At 33.7% G+C, this 19890-nt stretch carries 19 protein-coding genes and 7 tRNA genes (1 of these 26 only partly in view); 13 read left to right on the top strand and 13 right to left on the bottom strand.

The features are described 5' to 3' along the window. Nucleotides 1–6: 6 nt before the first annotated feature. The 4 genes from EI427_RS14480 to EI427_RS14465 all read right to left on the bottom strand — a co-directional run bounded on the left by EI427_RS14480 (nucleotide 7) and on the right by EI427_RS14465 (nucleotide 3723). Nucleotides 7–1278 (bottom strand): TolC family protein, encoded by a 1272-nt coding sequence (locus EI427_RS14480; RefSeq protein WP_126615848.1) that lies wholly within the window; start codon nucleotides 1276–1278, stop codon nucleotides 7–9. 170 nt (nucleotides 1279–1448) lie between these two features. After that, complete coding sequence (locus tag EI427_RS14475; RefSeq protein ID WP_126615845.1) at nucleotides 1449–1787, bottom strand: hypothetical protein; 339 nt, start codon at nucleotides 1785–1787, stop codon at nucleotides 1449–1451. 192 nt (nucleotides 1788–1979) lie between these two features. Further along, nucleotides 1980–2777, bottom strand: coding sequence for a class I SAM-dependent methyltransferase (locus tag EI427_RS14470; RefSeq protein ID WP_126615842.1), 798 nt, complete (start codon nucleotides 2775–2777; stop codon nucleotides 1980–1982). 10 nt (nucleotides 2778–2787) lie between these two features. Further along, a complete protein-coding gene (locus EI427_RS14465) occupies nucleotides 2788–3723 on the bottom strand; it encodes an NAD(P)-dependent oxidoreductase (RefSeq protein ID WP_126615840.1) in 936 nt (311 codons plus the stop codon). A gap of 151 nt (nucleotides 3724–3874) precedes the next feature. Between EI427_RS14465 and EI427_RS14460 the strand changes: the two genes are divergently transcribed. From EI427_RS14460 to EI427_RS14445, 4 genes are all read left to right on the top strand, one after another. After that, a complete protein-coding gene (locus EI427_RS14460; RefSeq protein WP_126615837.1) occupies nucleotides 3875–6310 on the top strand; it encodes a TIM-barrel domain-containing protein in 2436 nt (811 codons plus the stop codon). Nucleotides 6311–6453: 143 nt separating this feature from the next. Further along, nucleotides 6454–6714, top strand: coding sequence for a DUF1294 domain-containing protein (locus EI427_RS14455; RefSeq protein ID WP_126615835.1), 261 nt, complete (start codon nucleotides 6454–6456; stop codon nucleotides 6712–6714). Nucleotides 6715–6823: 109 nt separating this feature from the next. After that, nucleotides 6824–7858, top strand: a complete 1035-nt coding sequence (locus EI427_RS14450) for a DUF1573 domain-containing protein (RefSeq protein ID WP_170178478.1) — start codon at nucleotides 6824–6826, stop codon at nucleotides 7856–7858. A gap of 196 nt (nucleotides 7859–8054) precedes the next feature. Then, nucleotides 8055–9212, top strand: a complete 1158-nt coding sequence (locus EI427_RS14445; protein WP_170178477.1) for a T9SS type A sorting domain-containing protein — start codon at nucleotides 8055–8057, stop codon at nucleotides 9210–9212. Between the two features lie 64 nt (nucleotides 9213–9276). Here the strand turns inward: EI427_RS14445 and rplL are convergent, their stop codons facing one another. The 7 genes from rplL to EI427_RS14410 all read right to left on the bottom strand — a co-directional run bounded on the left by rplL (nucleotide 9277) and on the right by EI427_RS14410 (nucleotide 12485). Then, nucleotides 9277–9651, bottom strand: a complete 375-nt coding sequence (rplL, locus tag EI427_RS14440; protein WP_126615826.1) for a 50S ribosomal protein L7/L12 — start codon at nucleotides 9649–9651, stop codon at nucleotides 9277–9279. A gap of 110 nt (nucleotides 9652–9761) precedes the next feature. After that, nucleotides 9762–10307, bottom strand: coding sequence for a 50S ribosomal protein L10 (rplJ, locus tag EI427_RS14435; protein WP_126615823.1), 546 nt, complete (start codon nucleotides 10305–10307; stop codon nucleotides 9762–9764). A gap of 2 nt (nucleotides 10308–10309) precedes the next feature. Continuing rightward, nucleotides 10310–11002: a 50S ribosomal protein L1 gene (gene rplA / locus EI427_RS14430; protein WP_126615820.1), complete on the bottom strand. Its 693-nt coding sequence runs from the start codon at nucleotides 11000–11002 to the stop codon at nucleotides 10310–10312. Between the two features lie 27 nt (nucleotides 11003–11029). Continuing rightward, a complete protein-coding gene (gene rplK / locus EI427_RS14425) occupies nucleotides 11030–11473 on the bottom strand; it encodes a 50S ribosomal protein L11 (protein ID WP_126615818.1) in 444 nt (147 codons plus the stop codon). Nucleotide 11474: 1 nt separating this feature from the next. Beyond that, nucleotides 11475–12047: a transcription termination/antitermination protein NusG gene (nusG, locus tag EI427_RS14420; protein WP_126615815.1), complete on the bottom strand. Its 573-nt coding sequence runs from the start codon at nucleotides 12045–12047 to the stop codon at nucleotides 11475–11477. Between the two features lie 60 nt (nucleotides 12048–12107). After that, nucleotides 12108–12299: a preprotein translocase subunit SecE gene (gene secE / locus EI427_RS14415; protein ID WP_126615813.1), complete on the bottom strand. Its 192-nt coding sequence runs from the start codon at nucleotides 12297–12299 to the stop codon at nucleotides 12108–12110. 113 nt (nucleotides 12300–12412) lie between these two features. Further along, nucleotides 12413–12485, bottom strand: a tRNA-Trp gene (locus tag EI427_RS14410). 216 nt (nucleotides 12486–12701) lie between these two features. Between EI427_RS14410 and EI427_RS14405 the strand changes: the two genes are divergently transcribed. The 5 genes from EI427_RS14405 to EI427_RS14385 all read left to right on the top strand — a co-directional run bounded on the left by EI427_RS14405 (nucleotide 12702) and on the right by EI427_RS14385 (nucleotide 14008). Next, nucleotides 12702–13310, top strand: a complete 609-nt coding sequence (locus EI427_RS14405; protein ID WP_126615811.1) for a hypothetical protein — start codon at nucleotides 12702–12704, stop codon at nucleotides 13308–13310. 172 nt (nucleotides 13311–13482) lie between these two features. Then, nucleotides 13483–13563 (top strand) — tRNA-Tyr (locus tag EI427_RS14400). A 22-nt stretch (nucleotides 13564–13585) separates the two neighbouring features. Then, nucleotides 13586–13666, top strand: a tRNA-Tyr gene (locus tag EI427_RS14395). A 15-nt stretch (nucleotides 13667–13681) separates the two neighbouring features. Then, nucleotides 13682–13754, top strand: a tRNA-Gly gene (locus tag EI427_RS14390). A 181-nt stretch (nucleotides 13755–13935) separates the two neighbouring features. Further along, nucleotides 13936–14008, top strand: a tRNA-Gly gene (locus EI427_RS14385). 62 nt (nucleotides 14009–14070) lie between these two features. On the opposite strand, the gene EI427_RS14380 is transcribed toward EI427_RS14385, so the two are convergent. After that, entirely contained in the window at nucleotides 14071–14991 is a 921-nt protein-coding gene (locus tag EI427_RS14380; RefSeq protein ID WP_126615809.1) for a DUF368 domain-containing protein, read from the bottom strand. Between the two features lie 86 nt (nucleotides 14992–15077). Here EI427_RS14380 and EI427_RS14375 point away from each other — a divergent pair, with 86 nt between their 5' ends. From EI427_RS14375 to tuf, 4 genes are all read left to right on the top strand, one after another. Next, nucleotides 15078–15992 (top strand): Ppx/GppA phosphatase family protein, encoded by a 915-nt coding sequence (locus tag EI427_RS14375; RefSeq protein WP_126615807.1) that lies wholly within the window; start codon nucleotides 15078–15080, stop codon nucleotides 15990–15992. A 334-nt stretch (nucleotides 15993–16326) separates the two neighbouring features. Beyond that, nucleotides 16327–16407, top strand: a tRNA-Tyr gene (locus EI427_RS14370). A gap of 139 nt (nucleotides 16408–16546) precedes the next feature. Beyond that, nucleotides 16547–16618, top strand: a tRNA-Thr gene (locus EI427_RS14365). Between the two features lie 63 nt (nucleotides 16619–16681). Beyond that, nucleotides 16682–17860 carry an elongation factor Tu gene (gene tuf, locus EI427_RS14360; RefSeq protein ID WP_126615805.1) on the top strand — a complete coding sequence of 393 codons (1179 nt, stop codon included), beginning with the start codon at nucleotides 16682–16684 and terminating at the stop codon, nucleotides 17858–17860. Between the two features lie 125 nt (nucleotides 17861–17985). On the opposite strand, the gene uvrB is transcribed toward tuf, so the two are convergent. Next, a protein-coding gene (uvrB, locus tag EI427_RS14355) for an excinuclease ABC subunit UvrB (RefSeq protein WP_126615803.1) crosses the window boundary here: on the bottom strand, nucleotides 17986–19890 show its 3' portion. 126 nt of this gene lie beyond the right edge of the window; only the last 1905 of its 2031 coding nucleotides appear in the window; the start codon falls outside the window, past its right edge; its stop codon occupies nucleotides 17986–17988.

Below are 19890 nucleotides of genomic sequence, written 5' to 3'. Positions count from 1 at the left end.
GGTAGATTATTGAATAGGATAGATGTCTTTGCCAACTGTATAGTTAACATTTTCTTGAGCACTGAATAATGTTTGTTCTGTATCATACCATTGTCCTAAGTTATCTCTGTAGCTTTCGAAGAAATCGATAAACTCAATAAGACTTAGTTGTTTGTTTTGGTAGCTTTTTGTTACAGCAATCATTACGGCTTCCATTTCGTCAGATAATTCAGGGTCTAATTGTTCATACAAAGTGTTTACCTGACGTAGTTTTTGAGCTGAAGTATAAATATCAATCTGAAGGTTTTTCTCTGCTTCATTAAGTTTAACTTGTTGTTGTTCTTGTATAATTTTAGCAGCTTGAATACCTCCTTTATTTCTATCCCAAACTGGTAAATCAAACGCTATTTGTAACGCCCAATAATCTGCTTGGTGTGCACCTCTTCTGTCATACATTGTACCAATATGTAAATCAGGTACAGCTTCTGCTTTAGCTAAAGCAAGACTTTCAGCACTTTGTTTCATTCTGATATTTTCAATTTTAAAATCAAAACGATGTTCTTGTGCCAATGTTACCCATAACTCTGGGTCAGGTAAAGAGGTAGATGGAGCAATTGATGGAATAGTAATTTTAAGGTGAACATTTGGCTGTAAATTCAATAAAACTTTAATATTAGCTTCAATATCAGCTGCATCTTGAACAATATCTAACCAACCTTTTCTGGAGTCTAGAAGTAATGCTTTTAAACGTACAACTTCTGCTATAGAAACATTTCCTTTTGAAGATTGCTCTTTATATACTTCAACAAGTTTTTCTACAGGCTCAATGGCTATTAAATAGCTTTCAGCTTTCTTCTGAGCATAATAAAGTTCAACCAATTGATTTCTTAAATCTGTTCTTAATTCTCTAAGCGTGTTATAGAATTCATATTCAGAAATTTCGGCTTCAATTTTAGCAATATTGGTTCTCTTTTTTCTTTTACCTGCAGTCTCAATCATTTGTGTAATTTCAAATACACGTTGAGCTTCAGAGTCTGTTCTAAACCACTGCTGATCTTCATTATCATACATAGCTAATTCAAATCCAACTTCTGGATTAGGCCATGCTTTTGCTTGAATGATTTCGGCTTTAGCGATATCTATATTTTGCTTTTCAGCAATTAGGGATAGGTTATTTTTAAGGAATAGTTCTTCTGATTGAGGGATAGAGATGGATAAGCTATCCATTGTACTTTGCTCCTGTGCATTTGCTAGGTTTATGCAAAACACTACAAGCAATCCTACTAGAATTTTATACATAGTATTGTTCCGTTATAGGTATATAAATACCTAATTGAGATCAACATAGAATTAACAGATTACTAAGTTAGGTAGTAATAAATACTGTTTTGAATGCTGATAAAATGTGATAAAAGGGTAATATAAAGTGTATTACTAAAAAGTGGTTTCACTTTTTGAATGGAAAATACTTATGCTACTCGCGGTGGTGGAGTATCTGTAGGGAATGATGGAGCAGTATAAAAAAGTGGACGTGCAATTGGGAGTTTGCTATCTACTGGTAGATCATCCAAGTCAACAGATTTATTTGGAGTAATCACGTCAGAACTATTCATGAACCAAGTAATATTGATTACACCAACAATGGTTTGTCCTTCACTTTCTCCTTCAGGATTATCAGGCATACCTGCTTCATCTCCAAATAAATGTACAGAAATCAATTCATAGATACTTTCAATTTCATTGTGCATATCATTAGGCAATAAGTTATCGTTGACATTTGCACTTACGTTAAATAAGTGAAATGACATTAGAAAACAGATTAATTGCGTGAATACAGTATGAATAGTGTATCTTTTCATTGTTTGATTTTATACAAAGTTATTGCTCTGTAATGCAATCATACGTACTATTTTATGTAAAAGATAAATTGATTAACAGGTATTGTGTTAAATCCCTCTTAAAACGCATGTAACATTGTATAAGAGGGATTTATTGTGTCTTTATTTCGTCAGTTTTAACTCTATGAGATAAGGGACATCAACTTTAATATTTTTAAAAATGAACTCTCCGTCTGCTCTTTCTATCATGTCGTCAAAGCAATTGTATGTTTGAAAATCATACTCTTCAAATTTATCTAAAGTGAACCCTCTTTTAAGTAAAGGATTAAGCATTTCACTAATGGAGTGTACCCAAAAATATTCTGTCAAATTAAGGGGTACATCTCCTGCATAACTTCCTTCTACTTTTTCTTCGTAAACCCCTTTGTTATAATAACTGAATTCAGGTACGAAAGTGGCCCAATTGAGCGTATAAATAAAAGGATGCATTTCTACCATATAGAAAGTGCCTTTTTCTTTTAAATAATCTGAAACGATATCCGCCCAAGCTTCTAAATCAGGTAACCAACATAAAGCACCATAAGAAACAAAAACCATATCAAATTTCTCATCAGTAGATAAATGCTCTCTAATATCATATACATTCGAGCAAATAAACTCAGCATCCAAACCAAGTTCTTGATTTAATTGCCTAGCTTGATCAATTGCAGTATCAGAAATATCTAAACCGACAGCTTTTGCTCCCATCCTAGAAAGAGACATTGTATCTAACCCAAAATGACATTGTAGGTGTAGTACTCGCTTTCCTGTAAGGTCACCAAGCCCTTCAAGGTCAATTTTTTTTAATGATGTGTCTCCTCTTTTAAAACCAGGAACATCATACATTTTAGAAGCAACGTGCCCTTCGACTCTTGCATTCCATTGTTCTTTGTTGGCATTAAATTCTTTTTGATAGTCCATTTTGTGTTTATTATTTAGATAGTAACGATATTATTTTTTTACCTAAAACAGTACTAATTTTTTCATAAGACTCAAACGACCAACCTCCTACATGCGGAGTAAATATTACACGACTATCGTTACAAAGCTTATTGAAGATACGCTCTTGATCTTTTGATAAGGTGTGGAGTTTCTCATTTTCTAGAACATCTAAACCTGCGGCAATTATTTTATCATTATCAAGTCCCCATTCTATTGTTGAAAAAGGAATAACCTCTCCACGGGCAAGATTTAGTAAGTAAATAGGTTTTTCAAAAGCACTTAAATATTCTTGGGTAAAGAGGTGTTTGTTCTCTTTATTCAAAGGAATGTGGAAACTTAATACATCAGCTTCTTTCTGAATTTGTTCTAAAGATGCTTCTTGAGCATATTCATCACCATAATTTTTTTTCCCGTTGTCATAAGCAAGAACCTTACAGCCAAAACCTATCAATCGTTTGGCAAATGCTTTCCCCATATTACCATAACCAATAATACCAACTGTCCTTGTAGATAGTTCATGGCCTCTATTTTCTTCGCGAAGCCATAATTTCTGTCGGACCTCTGTATTTCCAATATGTAGAAAATTCATTAAACAGAGTAACATAGCAATTGTATGTTCCCCAACGGCATCCATGTTTCCTTCTGGAGCATTTAATAGAGTAATATTTCTGCGTAATAAATATTCTTCATCTATTTCGTCTACGCCAGCACCAGCACGGGCTATAAAACGTAATTTAGGAGCGAGGTCCAATAAATCAACGCCAACCTTCATTTTACTTCTTAATATGAGCCCATTATAATCTTTAATTACATTTGGTACTTCATCTACAGCAATATCTGGCCTGTATGTAACCTCAATATTTTCTTGCTCTAGAATAGGTAAAATAGCGTCATGTAATTTATCTATTATTAAAACCTTTGTCATATGTGCTAGATATATTTTATATTATGTTTGAATTAGAAAAAGATAGTGTAATTTCTTTAATTATCTTTATCGTCATTAATAATCCACAAATCTCAGAGCATAAAAGGAAAAACCTTTAAGCATGTTCTAAATATCAAATTTAGAAGCAATAATGAAAAACCATTCTATTAATAGCCTACAATTATCAATATTTTTCTTTTTATGCTGTATTTCAGTAACAGCATTTGGACAACGAGTCTATAAAGAGCATAAAATAGATGGCCAAAATTTAGTTATCACTACAAATGATGGTTCAATAATTTTAAGGCCTTTTGATGCACAGATTTTAGAAACCCAATTTTATCCAAAAGGAGTAGAGACATTGCCACTATCAGAAGCGGTTATTATGGCTCCTAATAAAGTAGAGATTGATTTAAAAGACGAAGGAGCAACATTAGTTTTTCAGGTTGATAATGGAATTATTGCTCGTATTAAAAAATCGCCATTACAGATCGCTTACTATTTTAATAATGATAAGTTATTAGAAGAATCGGAAGGATATTTTGATGCAGATACTTTAAAAGGGTTCAAATTTAAGATCCAAGAGGGAGAAGCTTTATATGGTGCAGGGGAAAGAGCATTACCTCTTGACAGAAGAGGACACAGATTACCACTCTATAATAGAGCCCATTATTCTAATGAAGAAGTAGCTACGCAGATGAATTATGGAATGCCTTTAATGGTTTCGTCCAAGAAGTATGCACTATTATATGATAATGCACCTATAGGTTTTATAGATATTGGAAAGCGTAAATCTGATGAATTATCATTTGAAACGATAGGAGGTCGTTCTAGTTATGTGATAGTGGCAGGGACAGATTTTAAAAATCTATTGAATGAATTTACAGACTTAACAGGAAAACAACCATTACCACCAAGATGGATGTTTGGAAACTTTGCATCAAGGTTTGGGTATCATTCTCAAAAAGAAGTAGAAGCAACAGTTAAACAGTTTAGAGATAAGGAAGTTCCTTTAGATGCCATAATACTTGATTTATATTGGTTTGGTAAAGATGTTAAAGGAACAATGGGTAACCTTGAATGGTATAAAGAAGCATTTCCTGATCCTAAGCAAATGATAAAATCATTAAAAGAAGAAAATGTAAAAACAATCCTTATAACCGAGCCTTTTATCTTAACATCTTCAGCCAAATGGGAAGATGCTAAAGAAAGTGAGGTATTGGGTACGGATAAATATGGAAAACCATTTGTTTATGATTTCTTTTTTGGTGAAACAGGTTTAGTAGATGTATTTAAACCAGAAGCACAAACTTGGTTTTGGAATATTTATAAAGGTTTAGCAGATCAAGGTGTAGCAGGATGGTGGGGTGATTTAGGAGAACCTGAAGTTCACCCAGCTAAATTACAGCATGTTAATGGTTCAGCAGACGAAGTACATAATATTTACGGACAAAACTGGGCTAAACTTATTTATGATGGTTACCGTAAAGATTTCCCAAATAAGCGCCCTTTTATCTTAATGAGGTCAGGTTATGTAGGTTCGCAACGTTATGGTATGATTCCTTGGTCAGGTGATGTAAATAGAAGCTTTGGTGGGTTAACACCTCAATCTCAAATTTCTATGACGATGGGTTTAAGTGGTGTACCTTATATGCATTCTGATTTAGGTGGTTTTGTAAATTGGGATTTGAAACAAGAAGATATCTTAGAATTATATATAAGATGGTTAGAATATGGCGTATTCCAGCCAGTTTTTAGACCTCATGCACAAGAGTCTATCCCTTCAGAAGTGATACATTATAAGGGAGAAACATTTGATATCGTAAAAAAATATATTGAATACAGGTATAAAATGTTACCATATAACTATTCTTTGGCTTACGAGAACAGTATAAACGGAACACCTCTACTTCGCCCTCTATTTATGGAAGAAAAGGACAACCCATCTTTACAAAATATATCGGACACTTATATGTGGGGAGATGCTTATGTAGTAGCTCCTGTAACCAAAGAAGGACAAAGAGAACGGAAATTATATCTACCTAAAGGACATAATTGGTATCACTTATGGACAGGTAAAAAGTATAACGGTGGAGATTGGGTAACAGTTGATGCTCCTCTAGATCAATTACCTGTTTTTGTAAAAGGAGGAGCAATTATACCACTAGCATCAAAAGCATTGCAATCTACAGAAGAGTATTCATCAAAAGAACTGACTTTTCAAATATGGAATGATTCAGAAGTAGTATCCTCTTCTAGAGTAATGTTCGATGATAACGGAGAAGCAACAAATACAATAAAAAATAAAGCATTTGAATTGTTGAATGTAAGTACAAAGAACACAAAAAAGAACTTAGAAGTAACTTTAACTAAAGAAGGAAGTTATAAAGAAGCTCCAGAAAGTAGAATGATAACTTTAGAGATTCATAATGTTACTTTACCTCCAAAAAATGTGGGAATTGGAAAAAAGAAAATGCCTGCAGAAAAATGTGATATGGGCTATGATAAAGTAAATAAAATATTATTTGTTACTTTAAAATGGTCAGGTGAGGAAAAGAAAATTTATATCACGAAAGGAAAAAAATAGCATTCTATTTCTATAAAAATTAACCCTTTATTGAATTATTCAGTAAAGGGTTTTTAGTTTTTTTAACCTAACAAAACTTTTTTGTTGAATCCCAAACTTTAAAAATGTAGTTATATAGTTTAACTATTTAAATATAACTACACATGGAAATTTTATTATCATACTTACTTATTATTAATGCAATTAGTATTGTTATAGTTTTGTTAGATTATAATAAAATAATTGCTAGAGTTCCATCAATTGCTTTGCACGGGTTAGAACTATTAGGGGGAGTAGTAGTAATGCTTCCTATTTTATATATACTTAGACATAGAGTAACAAAAGAGAGTTATTTTTTAGTCTCACTTTGGACATTAACAATATGGTTTTTTATCAGTTACATTAAGATTGGAATATTTGGATAAAAAATAAACTAAAGAAGTTGAATCTACTCATCTTATAGTATATTTGAACTTCAAATTTGATATTCCCCATTCCATGATAAATAAAGTTTATTCTTTGATTTGTTGCTTTTTGATTTTAGCAACATCTTCTTATGCTCAGAATTTTTTAGACTTCGAAAAAGATAGTGTATTCTTAGGTAAACTATCATCGAATTTAGATACAATAAAATATTCTTTCAAGTTTGATGTTAAGTCAACATCATCAATAAGTATAGATACAGTAATTACAGATTGTGCATGTTCTTTACCCTCTTATTCAACAAATAAGATAAATAAAGGTGAGGAGGGAATAATTGATATAACTTATATTCCATATAAAGCAGGCCCATTTACAAAAGTTTTTACTGTAAGATTAAATGATAGCAAGCAAGAATATAAATTAAAGTTGGCAGGGTTTATTCGCCCTTCTAAAATATCATTTGATAAGCTTTATCCATATGGAGAAGAAATAAGATGGAGCCATAAAAAAGTAAGCTTTGGTATGTTGACAGCTCAAGGTACAGCATCAAAAACAGTATACTTTTATAACAATACAGACGATACATTAAGGTTTGAAAAAGCACCTAACACTCCAGACTACTTAGGAGTATTGATAGATAGTGGTCAGTATGAAGTGATGCCTAACTCAGAAGGCTCTTTTGAGTTATTTATTAAACCAGAAGATAGAGAGGAGTTTGGATATGCTCAAGATACTTTCTCTATTGTATTATCAAATGGAGAGAAAGAAATTACATCAAATTGTATTATTTCAGCATCAGTACAATATCCAGAATCAGAAGGTGATGGTCCTAAACCTAAAATGGGGTTATCATCAACGTATATGAATTTGGGTAACGTTAAAAATAACGGGGAGAAGATAGTGACATTATCTGTAATGAATACGGGAAAAGTTCCTCTTAAAATTCTTAAAGTTGAAACAAACCATGGTCTTTCACTTTTAAGTATAGAAGAAAATGAGGTACAACCTTTTGAAACTGTCAATGTAAACGTTCGCTATTTAGAAACACCAAGAACAGGTAAAGAAACACGATCGTTTACTTTATTTACAAATGATCCTATAGATCCTGTAACTATTATAACCGTAAAAGCGAACGTTATTAAGTAACGAAATTTATTGTTTTTACCATTCAAGAAAGTAATTGATTCACAAAATCAGTTACTTTTTTTTGTGCCAATTATTAAGTGGTACGCATATTTTAAAGGTGGTACGTGGTAATTTATATAAAGGGGCGATTGTAGTTATAGAGTTTTTCATATTGAGGTTGTATGAAATGAAAACTATCACAATACTCTTAATTAACATGAAAGCAATCCTATTAATTACTTTACTTTTTACTATAACTGTATCTTCTGCTAGTCAGTATAAACCCAATGGAGATATTACACTCAGTACTTTAAGTGAATGGCAGACAACAACAAATTGGGTCAAGTTAGATGGAGGAAGTGGTTATCCAATAACAAATGACGAGATCATCTTTTCTACTAATGCAAAACTGACAATAGACTTTGACTTAGTAAACGAAAATATTCAGGTGTATTTAAGCTTTGGAGATGATGGACAACTTACTCTCAATACAAATGCTAACCTTTATGTATTAGGTAGTATTACAATGAGTTCTAGTAACCCTGAATTAAAAGTTTTTGGAACTTTAGAAGTTGAAAATAATTTTAACTTAGATAATGGAAACCTTTTTATTAAAGATGGAGGTATTTTTACCGTGAATGGAAATTTCATCAGGTCTGATATAGGAAGTGGCCAATTAGAAATAGGAGGTGTTGGAACAGAATTTCATGTAGCAGGAGATTTTAATGATCAACATTATACGCCATCCGTCTACAGTAACCCTCTTATTGATATTGTAGGAAGTTGTGCAACAAAACAAGGCTCTTTCTGTGATATGAATTTACCAGTAGAGTTAATTTCTTTAGAAGTCTCAGTTACAACAAAAGGTAATGAAATTAGTTGGTCTACAGCATCGGAAATCAATAATAGCCATTTTGAAATATATTCTTCTTTCAATAATAAAGAATGGATAAAAATTGGTGAGCTAGAAGGATATGGAAATAGTAGTGTTCAAATCAATTACACTTTTATTGATACTAATTCATTGAGCTTAGGAAAAAACACCTACTATAAGCTTATACAATTTGATTTTGACGGAAAATCAGAATCATATGGTCCTTTGAAAGTAAATAATAATGGAGAGCAAGATCAGACAATACAAGTATATCCTACTGATTTATCAAGCGGAGAAGATTTATATATTCAACGTTCACTTTTAAATAATCAATCAATTAGAGTAACAATAATTGATAGTCAAGGTAAGGTAGTTATTAGTTATAAAGAATCATCAATTAATAATAAAGGAGCCATTAGTAATAAATATTTTACTAGAGGAATGAATATAGTAGTAATAGAAGAAGGGAAAGAAACTTATACTTTTAAAATTTTGAAATAAAAAAAAGGTGAATCTCGAGAGATTCACCTTAATATCTATATCGATAATTTTAGTAAAACTAAAATTATTTGATTTCGATTTCAGCACCTTCAGCAGCAAGAGCATCTTTTAATGCTTCAGCTTCTTCTTTAGAGATACCTTCTTTTACTGCAGCAGGAGCAGAATCAGCTAATTCTTTAGCTTCTTTTAATCCAAGACCAGCAGCAGACTTAAGAGCCTTAACTACTTTTAATTTAGCTGAACCAGCTGATTTCAAGATTACATCGAATTCAGTTTGTTCTTCAGCAGCAGCAGCACCACCTTCAGCAGCAACCATTACTGGTGCAGCAGCAGCAGCTGGCTCGATACCGTGCTCATCTTTTAAGATTGTAGCAAGTTCTTGTACTTCCTTAACTGTTAAGTTTACTAACTCTTCTGCAACTTTTTTCAAATCTGCCATTTTCTTTTTACTTTAAAACGTGTTTTTAAATAATTACTATATATATGGAAGCAACTAGGCGTAACTATTACATACCATGTTGCGAGAGGTTTTTTTTAGAAAAGAGTATATTACTCTCCTTTCTCCTCTAGCGTTTTCAATAAGCCAGAAATTGTCTGACCGCTTGATTGAAGCGCACTAACAACACTCTTAGCAGGAGATTGCAATAATCCTAAGACATCGCCAATAAGTTCTGCTTTCGATTTTACTGCTGTTAAAGCTTCTAAATGCTCTTCTCCTACATAAATACCGCCGTCAATGCAAGCGCCTTTTAATGCTGGAATCTTACGATCTTTAGGCATATCCTTTTGGAATGCTTTAAGAACCTTTGCAGGCTCAGATCCTGATTCAGGAGAGAACATGATACCTGACATACCTTTAAGAGCTCCGCTCTTAAGTTCAGCATAGTCTGTATCTGACTCTAATTTGTCAAGAGCTTTCGCAATTAGCGTGTTCTTGACTACTTGATATTCAATACCCTTTGCAAAGCAAGCCTTACGGAACTTGTTTACTTCATCAACTGTTAATGTAGCTCCATTAACAACATAGAAGTAATCAGTAGCCGCCAATTTTTGGCTTAACTCTTCAACGAGTTGTATTTTCTGATCTTTTGTCATAATTAGCTATCGATTGATCCCTTTTCAACTTTGACACCAGGGCCCATAGTTGTAGAAACCGTTACGCTCTTAAAATATGTACCTTTTGCAGAAGAAGGCTTCAACTTAGATAAAGTCGCAAGTAACTCAGCTGCATTATCATTCAATTGAGCAGCAGTAAATGATGCTTTACCAATTGATGTATGGATAATACCAGTTTTGTCAACTTTAAAATCGATTTTACCAGCTTTCACTTCTTTTACAGCTTTTCCAACTTCTAAAGTTACAGTACCCGCTTTAGGGTTTGGCATTAGACCACGAGGACCTAAAACTCTACCTAAACGACCTACCTTCGCCATTACTGTTGGCATAGTGATGATTACATCAATGTCAGTCCATCCGCCTTCAATCTTTTTGATGAATTCGTCAAGACCAGCGTAATCAGCACCAGCTGCTTTAGCTTCTTCTTCTTTGTCTGGAGTCACTAGTGCAAGCACACGAACTTCTTTACCAACACCGTGAGGAAGTGTAACCACACCACGAACCATTTGGTCAGCTTTACGTGGATCAACTCCTAAACGGATGTCAAGATCTACAGAAGCATCGAACTTCTCGAAAGATAATTCTTTCACAAGTTCAGTAGCTTTCTCCAGCGTGTATTCTTGAGTTCTATCGTATTTAGATAGAGCCTCTTTTCTTTTCTTTGATACTGCCATAGTTAAAACTATTATACTTGTACAAGATTAAGCTTCCCAAGGAGCTACCCCTTCTACTGTGATACCCATGCTACGAGCTGTACCCGCAACCATTTTCATACCTGATTCAACTGTAGAACAGTTTAAATCCTGTAATTTAGTCTCTGCAATCGTTCTTAACTGATCCCAAGTTACCGAAGCAACTTTGGTACGGTTAGGCTCTGATGAACCTTTTTTAATCTTTGCCGCATCCATGATCAAGTTAGCCGCTGGAGGTGTTTTAATTACAAATTCGAAAGACTTGTCTTTGAAAATAGTAATCAACACAGGCAATAATTGCCCTCCTTTGTCTTGTGTTCTAGCGTTGAACTGCTTACAGAAATCCATAATGTTCAAACCCTTAGAACCTAACGCAGGACCTACTGGCGGCGACGGATTGGCTGCTCCACCTTTAATTTGGAGCTTGAGGAAACCTTCGATTTCTTTTGCCATCTTATTCTTCTTTTTCTACTTGTTTATAATCGAGTTCCACTGGTGCATTGCGACCGAAAATCTTCACCATGACATTGAGTTTTTTCTTCTCTTCGAAGACTTCCTCTACGCTTCCAGAGAATCCAGAGAATGGACCATCCATAACGCGTACTGTTTCGCCAACAGAGTAAGACGTGTCATGTTTAACTTCGCCTTCGTCAGACTCGTCGACTTTGCCAAGGATCTGATTAATTTCAGAATCACGCATAGGCTTTGGAAGCACTGAAGGATCTTTTGAATCTGCATTCAGAAAACCTATGACACCGGGAACACTATTAATCGTGTGTTGAACCTCACCATTTGATAAATCAGCTTCAACTATAACATATCCTGGGAGTAAGTTCTTCTCAACGGCAATTTTTTTAACTTTGCCATCTCTTTGCTTTCTCGCCTGATAAACTTTCTCTGTAGGAACTAAAACCTCAGTGATAAAGTTCTGTAGGTTCTGATTTTCTAATTCTTTCAGTAGATAATCTTTAACCTTCTTCTCTTGGCCACTTACAGCTCTAACTACATACCATTTAAGTTCACCCATTGTTATTATGTTTAATCTGTTGAGGTTTCTTAATTAAAAATTTGATCCTCACGCTTATTATTAATAAGCAGTGTAGAATGCTGTCAAAATCTCATTGAAACCGAAGTCTACTGCTCCGATTACCAATGCAAAAACTACTGACGCTACAAGAACAAGTACAGAACTGTCTTGAGCTTCTTTGAACGACAACCATGTTACGTTGTCAGTCATCTCAGTATATGACTCTTTGATGAAATTGATTAATTTATTCATAATTCTTACGAATTTTTACACAAAAAAATGCTGTTTAAATATATACAGCATTGTATCCATGTGAATGTTTAAAATTTTATTCGACTGCAATATAACAGTTCAAATTTAATTTGCACGGGTGGTAGGATTCGAACCCACGACCTGCGGTTTTGGAGACCGTAACTCTACCAACTGAGCTACACCCGTTTATCATCTAATTTTCAAGGCTTTACACACCCTCTCTAATTTTCCGAGTTGCAAAGGTAAATACTTGAATAGAATAAACAAACTTAAGAGGTAAATATTTTCTTAATTCATATTAATATACAGTGAGTTATACGTTAATAAACTATATTGCACTTATTAATACTCGTAATTGAACAGCTATAAAGGCTCTAAAGTGGCTTTTTGATTATTTTTTATATGAAAAAGTATTTTTTGTTATTAAATGTTTATCTGTGTTTATCAATAGTATCTTTTGCTCAAGACCAAGTAGACCTATCCGACAACCTAAAATTGATTAATGGTATACTAGCTATAAATGCTAAATCTATATCAGGAGAAGACTCGTTTTTTCAACTTTCTGAGAAAAGATCTAAGAAGACAGTTTTTTGGGAGGTTTTTAGAGAGAAAGGAACTTTAAAAAGAAACTATGCAGTAGAAAGACTACCAAAAGGAGTATACAACTTCCAGTTTGCTTTAGACGGTAAGGCACTTTATGGAGAAGTTTCTAATGTAAATAAGGATACATCTCTTAAAGTATATCATAGCGCGGATTATAAAAGACCCTATTTTAACGCAAACTTATCTGAAGATACATTATCCTTGGATGGCTTCTTTGCTCAAGATGAAATAGTAGAAATATCAATAAAGAATGAAAATGAAGATGAAGATGCTTATAATGTTAAGGTAAATCTTGATCAAGGAAAGCTGAAAACAGAATATATCTTGTCAGATTTATTACCAGGCTTTTATGTTGTAAGAGCAAAATTAAAGGATAGAACGTTTGTTAGAAACTTTAATTTAAAATAATTCGATATATAAATTGTTGTTTTTCAAATAGTTTACGTTTATTTAATTTATTTTTATGTTTTTTATTTTGCAGATAAAAAAAAGTGTCCTACATTTGCACTCGCAATCGGGACAAAAGGTCACGACGAAAGATATGATGAGTGTAATGATTAAGTAAATCATAGTGCAATCTGGGAGAGTTCCAGAGCGGTCAAATGGGACGGACTGTAAATCCGTTGCTTCGGCTTCGCAAGTTCGAATCTTGCCCCTCCCACTATACAATGTTTACTTAATTTGGGAGAGTTCCAGAGCGGTCAAATGGGACGGACTGTAAATCCGTTGCTTCGGCTTCGCAAGTTCGAATCTTGCCCCTCCCACACTACATTGTATTTGCGAGTGTAGCTCAGCTGGTAGAGCGACAGCCTTCCAAGCTGTAGGTCGCGAGTTCGAACCTCGTCACTCGCTCTAAGGTCAATCTAGAAATAGGTTGACCTTTTTGTTTGTATAATAATTTTCTAGTTTAAAATAGATTATTATTTATATCTACTAGTTTACAGTACTTTAGATAAGTAATTTAATTTTATGTGTTCTTTTATTGGGAATTTAGAAAAAACAGTAGTTATATTTGCAACACCAGAAAAAACATGCGAGTGTAGCTCAGCTGGTAGAGCGACAGCCTTCCAAGCTGTAGGTCGCGAGTTCGAACCTCGTCACTCGCTCAAAAAAAAGGATCAATTCATATTTGAATTGATCCTTTTTGCTTTAAGTATTTTTAGTTCTTTTATTCTGATGAGTGGTTTTGCTTATCCGCTACCTTTTCGATACCTACAACTAATAAGAAACCAACTATAGATAATAGTAGTGCTAATACTAATTGATTATCTCCTTCAAAATTTTGAGGTAATAAGTTACTTTCTAGTAGTGGTTTGATATTACCATGTCTATCAGTATAAGTTTCTACTACTTTCTTCCAAGGCCATACTTTGTTAAGAGAGCCAATCATAAAACCAGTAAGTAAAGCAATGGTTATATCATGAAATTTATTGAGAAGAAATGTAAGCACTCTTGCAAAAGAGATGATACCTATACCTGCTCCTGCACAGAAAGCAGCAATTACATCTAACTTAAAATTACTTACAGAATCAAGTATATTATGATACTGCCCCATTAGTAATAACATAAAAGAACCAGATATACCTGGTAATATCATTGCACAAATAGCAATCATACCTGCAAAAAAGATATATATTAAACCTTCTGGAGATTGAGCAGGAGTTGCAATTGTAATGTAATAGGATAGGATTACACCAATTATTAATGATATTATACTTCCAGTGTTCCATTTCCCTACCTGTTTACTCACTAGAAGCGCAGAGGCTATAATTAAGCCAAAGAAAAAAGACCATAAACCAATAGGCTCATTCTCTAACAGGTATTTCATTATTTTTGCTAAACTTACAATAGCTGTTCCAATGCCAAGGAATAAAGGGAATAAAAAACCTAAATCAAGTTTATCCCATAATTCTTTAAACTTAAATTTAGATAATAGTTTTAACGCTTCTATATCAACAGCACTAATTGCTTTTAGAAGACGTTCGTATATACCTGTAATAAATGCAACTGTTCCTCCAGAAACACCAGGTACAACATCTGCAGAACCCATAGCAATCCCTTTAAGGAATATAAAGAATTTTTCTTTCATTGTTTGTCTTGAATATTTTGGCGTAAAGATAATGTTTTGCTGTTTATAATTGTGATAATATAATTCTATATCATTTAATTTAGAATATGAAAAAGAGGCAAGCATCAATTGATATGGGTACAAATACATTTCAGTTATTAATAGCTGATGTAATTGATGAAAAGAAAATAGAGAGAATTTATCAAGAAGATATTTTTGTAAGATTAGGAAAAGGAGGTATCTCAAAAGGAATTCTAACAGAAGAAGCTATGCAAAGAGCTTTTGATGCATTAGAGGTTTTCAATAAAAAGATATTAAAATTAGAAGTAGAAAAAGTAATTGTTGGAGCTACAAGTGCGGTGAGGTCTGCGAAAAATGGCAAATTCTTCATAGAAAATATTCAAAGTAAATTTGGTTTCACTCCTAAAATTATTGAAGGAGAAGAAGAAGCTAAAGTTATTTATTATGGAGTGAAATCTGATATTGATCTTACTGAGACTTCTATAATAATGGATATTGGAGGTGGTAGTGTAGAATTTATTATTTGTGATAATGAGCGCATCTTATGGAAACAAAGTTTTGAGATTGGGGCACAGCGATTATACGATTTATTTTGCAAACAAGATCCCATAGATAAACAAGATCTTTTAGCGTTAAAGACTTTCGTTGTTACTCAACTTAATGATTTATGGAAAGCAGTGGATTTGCATTTGCCAGTGAAAATAATTGGAGCAGCAGGTACTTTTGAAACACTTCAAGAAATATATGGCTCTATGAATTCTATAGTTCCTTCTAAAGTAAAACAAGTAGAAGTTATAGCGTACCACAAAATGTATAAAATGTTTATAGAATTTACTTTATCTGAACGCTTAAAAATCCCTGGACTTATTAAAGAAAGAGTAAATATGATAGTGCCAGCTTCAGTACTTTTAATGACTGTTTTAGAGGTGTTGAATTACTCGAAAATTGATATTTCAGGAGCCTCATTAAGAGAAGGTTTGTTACTTTACAAAATTGACTAAAAATCTAAATTGAAGTAAAAAAAAACGAGTTTGCAACTGAAATCGAGCTGAAAAATTAAAAAAGATACTTTTTTATGAAATTAGTAAGGTTTGTTAGCATACTCTTAACAAAGATTTAATTACAGCTGTTTTTTAGCTTAAAATGTTGATAAATAGCCCTTTATTTATGTATATTGGTGTAATCTTCACAAGGTCTAAAGTTAAAAAAAGCAATAATTCAATGATTATTGTATCTATTTTTAAGATAGATGTTTGAAGTTTTTGAAAATCAATTTACCTTTGCATCTCGAATAGATACGAGAACTATTTTTGATAAGTCTCAAATCTATTTTTTGGGAAGGTTCCAGAGCGGTCAAATGGGACGGACTGTAAATCCGTTGCTTCGGCTTCGCAGGTTCGAATCCTGCCCCTCCCACTATCAATAAATAAAGCTGTTTTTATTAATAGTTTTGTTTATTGAGAAAGGTGTAGTTAGTGTTCTTCAGGTCTCTAATTATGTCTTTAAAAGCAAAGTCGATACCTTCTGCCTTTAGAAACGCGGACAACGTTTAAAAGCTACCGTAGCTCAGGGGTAGAGCACTTCCTTGGTAAGGAAGAGGTCGGGAGTTCAATTCTCCTCGGCAGCTCGATTTTACTTTAAAATCTGAAGATTGAAATCTATTAATTGTATATAATTCTTTTTTAAAAAGATGGCTAAGGAAACATTTGACCGTTCGAAACCCCATTTGAACATCGGTACAATCGGTCACGTTGACCACGGTAAAACTACTTTAACTGCGGCAATTTCATCAGTATTGGCAGCAAAAGGTCTTGCTGAAGTAAAAGACTTCTCAGCAATTGATAACGCTCCGGAAGAAAAAGAACGTGGTATCACGATCAACACTTCTCACGTAGAATATCAAACTGAGAACCGTCACTATGCTCACGTTGACTGTCCAGGTCACGCAGATTACGTTAAAAACATGGTAACTGGTGCTGCCCAAATGGACGGTGCTATCCTTGTTGTAGCTGCAACTGATGGTGCAATGCCTCAAACAAAAGAACACATCCTTTTAGCTCGTCAGGTTGGTGTGCCAAGAATCGTAGTATTCTTGAACAAAGCTGACATGGTAGATGATGAAGAGATGTTAGAGTTAGTTGAAATGGAAGTTGCTGAAGAATTAGAAAGCAAAGGCTATGACGACGCTCCAATCATTAGAGGTTCTGCTCTAGGTGCATTAAACGGTGAACCAAAATGGGTTACTACTGTTGATGAATTAATGGAAGCAGTTGATTCATTCATCGAACTTCCAGTTCGTGACGTGGAGAAAGATTTCTTAATGCCAGTAGAAGACGTATTCTCGATCACAGGTCGTGGTACTGTTGCTACAGGTCGTATTGAGAAAGGTGTTGCTAATACAGGCGACTCTGTTGAAATCATGGGTCTTGGTGACAAATTAACATCTACTATTACAGGTGTTGAAATGTTCCGTAAAATCTTAGATAGAGGTGAAGCTGGCGATAACGTTGGTATCCTTCTTAGAGGTGTAGATAAAGAGTCTATCAAGCGTGGTATGGTAATCTGTAAACCAGGTTCTGTAACTCCTCATAGCAAATTCTCTGCAGAGATCTATGTATTATCTAAAGAAGAAGGTGGACGTCACACTCCATTCTTCAAAGGTTACAATCCTCAGTTCTACTTCCGTACAACTGATGTAACTGGTACTATTGCTTTACCTGACGGTGTAGAAATGGTAATGCCAGGTGACAACGTAACTATTACTGTTGATCTTCAAAAGGAAATCGCAATGGAGGAAGGTCTTCGTTTCGCTATCCGTGAAGGTGGACGTACAGTAGGTGCGGGTCAAGTAACTGCAATCTTAGACTAATTTATTTCAACGCAAGTTGATTTAATATATTGGAGGTCATCTAGCAATAGATGACCTCTTTTATTTTGTCTAAAAAAAACGGTATAGATTATTAATTCTATACCGTTGTATTTATTATATATATCTTATTTTGATTTCTTGAGTTTCTCAAGTTCAAACATTATATCTCTTAATCTAGCAGCTTCCACAAAGTCTAAATCTTTAGCTGCTTTTTCCATTTCCTTTTTAACGGCTATAATTTGAGCTTTTATATCTCCTTTTTCTGAAGCTTGATAAGCTGAAATGGCTTCGGCTGCTTTACTCATATCATTGTCATCAAGTTGATATTCTTTTGTGATACCCCCTTTCTTATCTGCAACTTGGGTTTGATCAAAAATAGCATCTTTTGATTTTTTTACCGTTTTAGGTGTGATACCATGCTTTAAATTGTATTCATGCTGAATTTTTCGACGGCGTTGTGTTTCGTCAATTGATTTCTGCATAGATTTAGTCATTTTATCAGCATACATTATTACACGGCCTTCGGAATTTCTAGCAGCACGACCAATAGTTTGAACTAAAGACCTTACATTTCTTAGAAAACCTTCTTTGTCGGCATCCATAATCGTAACTAATGACACTTCGGGCAGATCAAGTCCTTCTCTTAATAAATTAACACCAACTAATACATCTACAATACCGAGCCTTAATTCTCTTAATATTTCAACTCTGTCTAGAGGCTTTATCTCAGAATGAAGGTAAGTGGCTTTTATGCCTACTTGATCTAAGTATTTTGAAAGCTCTTCAGCCATTCGTTTTGTTAAAGTAGTAATTAGAACGCGATCTCCTTTCTTTATTGTAGCATCGACTTCTTCTAATAAATCATCTATTTGATTTATTGTAGGGCGTACTTCTATTTCTGGATCAAGTAAACCTGTAGGTCTAATTACTTGTTCTATAATTGCTCCTTCTGTTTGTAAAAGTTCATAATCCCCAGGCGTAGCACTTACATATATACTTTGGGAAACTACATCTTCAAACTCATTAAAAGTAAGGGGTCTATTGTCTAAAGCGGATGGAAGCCTAAAGCCATTATCAACTAATGAAATTTTTCTAGAACGATCTCCTCCCCACATTGCTCTTATTTGAGGAAGTGTTACGTGGCTTTCATCAATGACCATTAAGAAATCATCTGGAAAATAATCTAATAAACAGAATGGTCGCTGGCCTGCTCTTCGTCTATCAAAATATCTGGAATAATTTTCTACTCCAGAACAATACCCAAGTTCTCTAATCATTTCTAGGTCAAACTCAGTTCTTTCTTTTATCCTTTTTGCTTCAGCACCTCTTTGATCATTCTCAAAATATTTTATTTGTTCTACCAATTCATCTTGAATCTGAATAATAGATTCATTGATTGCATCTTTACCTGTAACAAATAAATTAGCCGGGAATATAGAAATACTTTTTTCTCTTGATTGCATACGGCCAGTTATCGGATCAATTCTTTGAATCTCTTCAATTTCATCATCCCAATAAATTATACGGTAAGCAAAATCTGCATATGCAGGAAAAATATCTACGGTATCTCCTTTAACACGGAAATTACCTCTATTAAATTCTATTTCATTTCTTGAATAGAGAATATCTACTAAGTCTCTTAAAAATTGTTGTCTAGGGTATTGAATACCAGATTTTATTTTAAGTACATTTTTTTCAAATTCTTCGGGATTACCAATACCATAAATACAAGAAACAGATGCTATTACAATAACATCTCTTCTACCAGATAATAGAGCTGAAGTACATGCTAATCTCAGTTTTTCTATTTCCTCATTAATCATGAGGTCTTTTTCAATAAATGTATCCGTACTCTGAATGTATGCTTCGGGTTGATAATAATCGTAATAAGATATAAAGTACTCTACAGCATTTTCAGGGAAAAACTGTTTAAATTCTCCATATAACTGGGCGGCTAATGTTTTATTGTGACTTAATATTAATGTAGGTCTACCTGTTTCTTTTATAACATTAGCAACACTAAACGTCTT

The organism is Flammeovirga pectinis, assembly GCF_003970675.1.
Taxonomy (GTDB): Bacteria; Bacteroidota; Bacteroidia; order Cytophagales; family Flammeovirgaceae; genus Flammeovirga; species Flammeovirga pectinis.
Note: the sequence above shows the minus strand (reverse complement) of the source record. Positions and strands in the feature narration are given on the sequence as shown.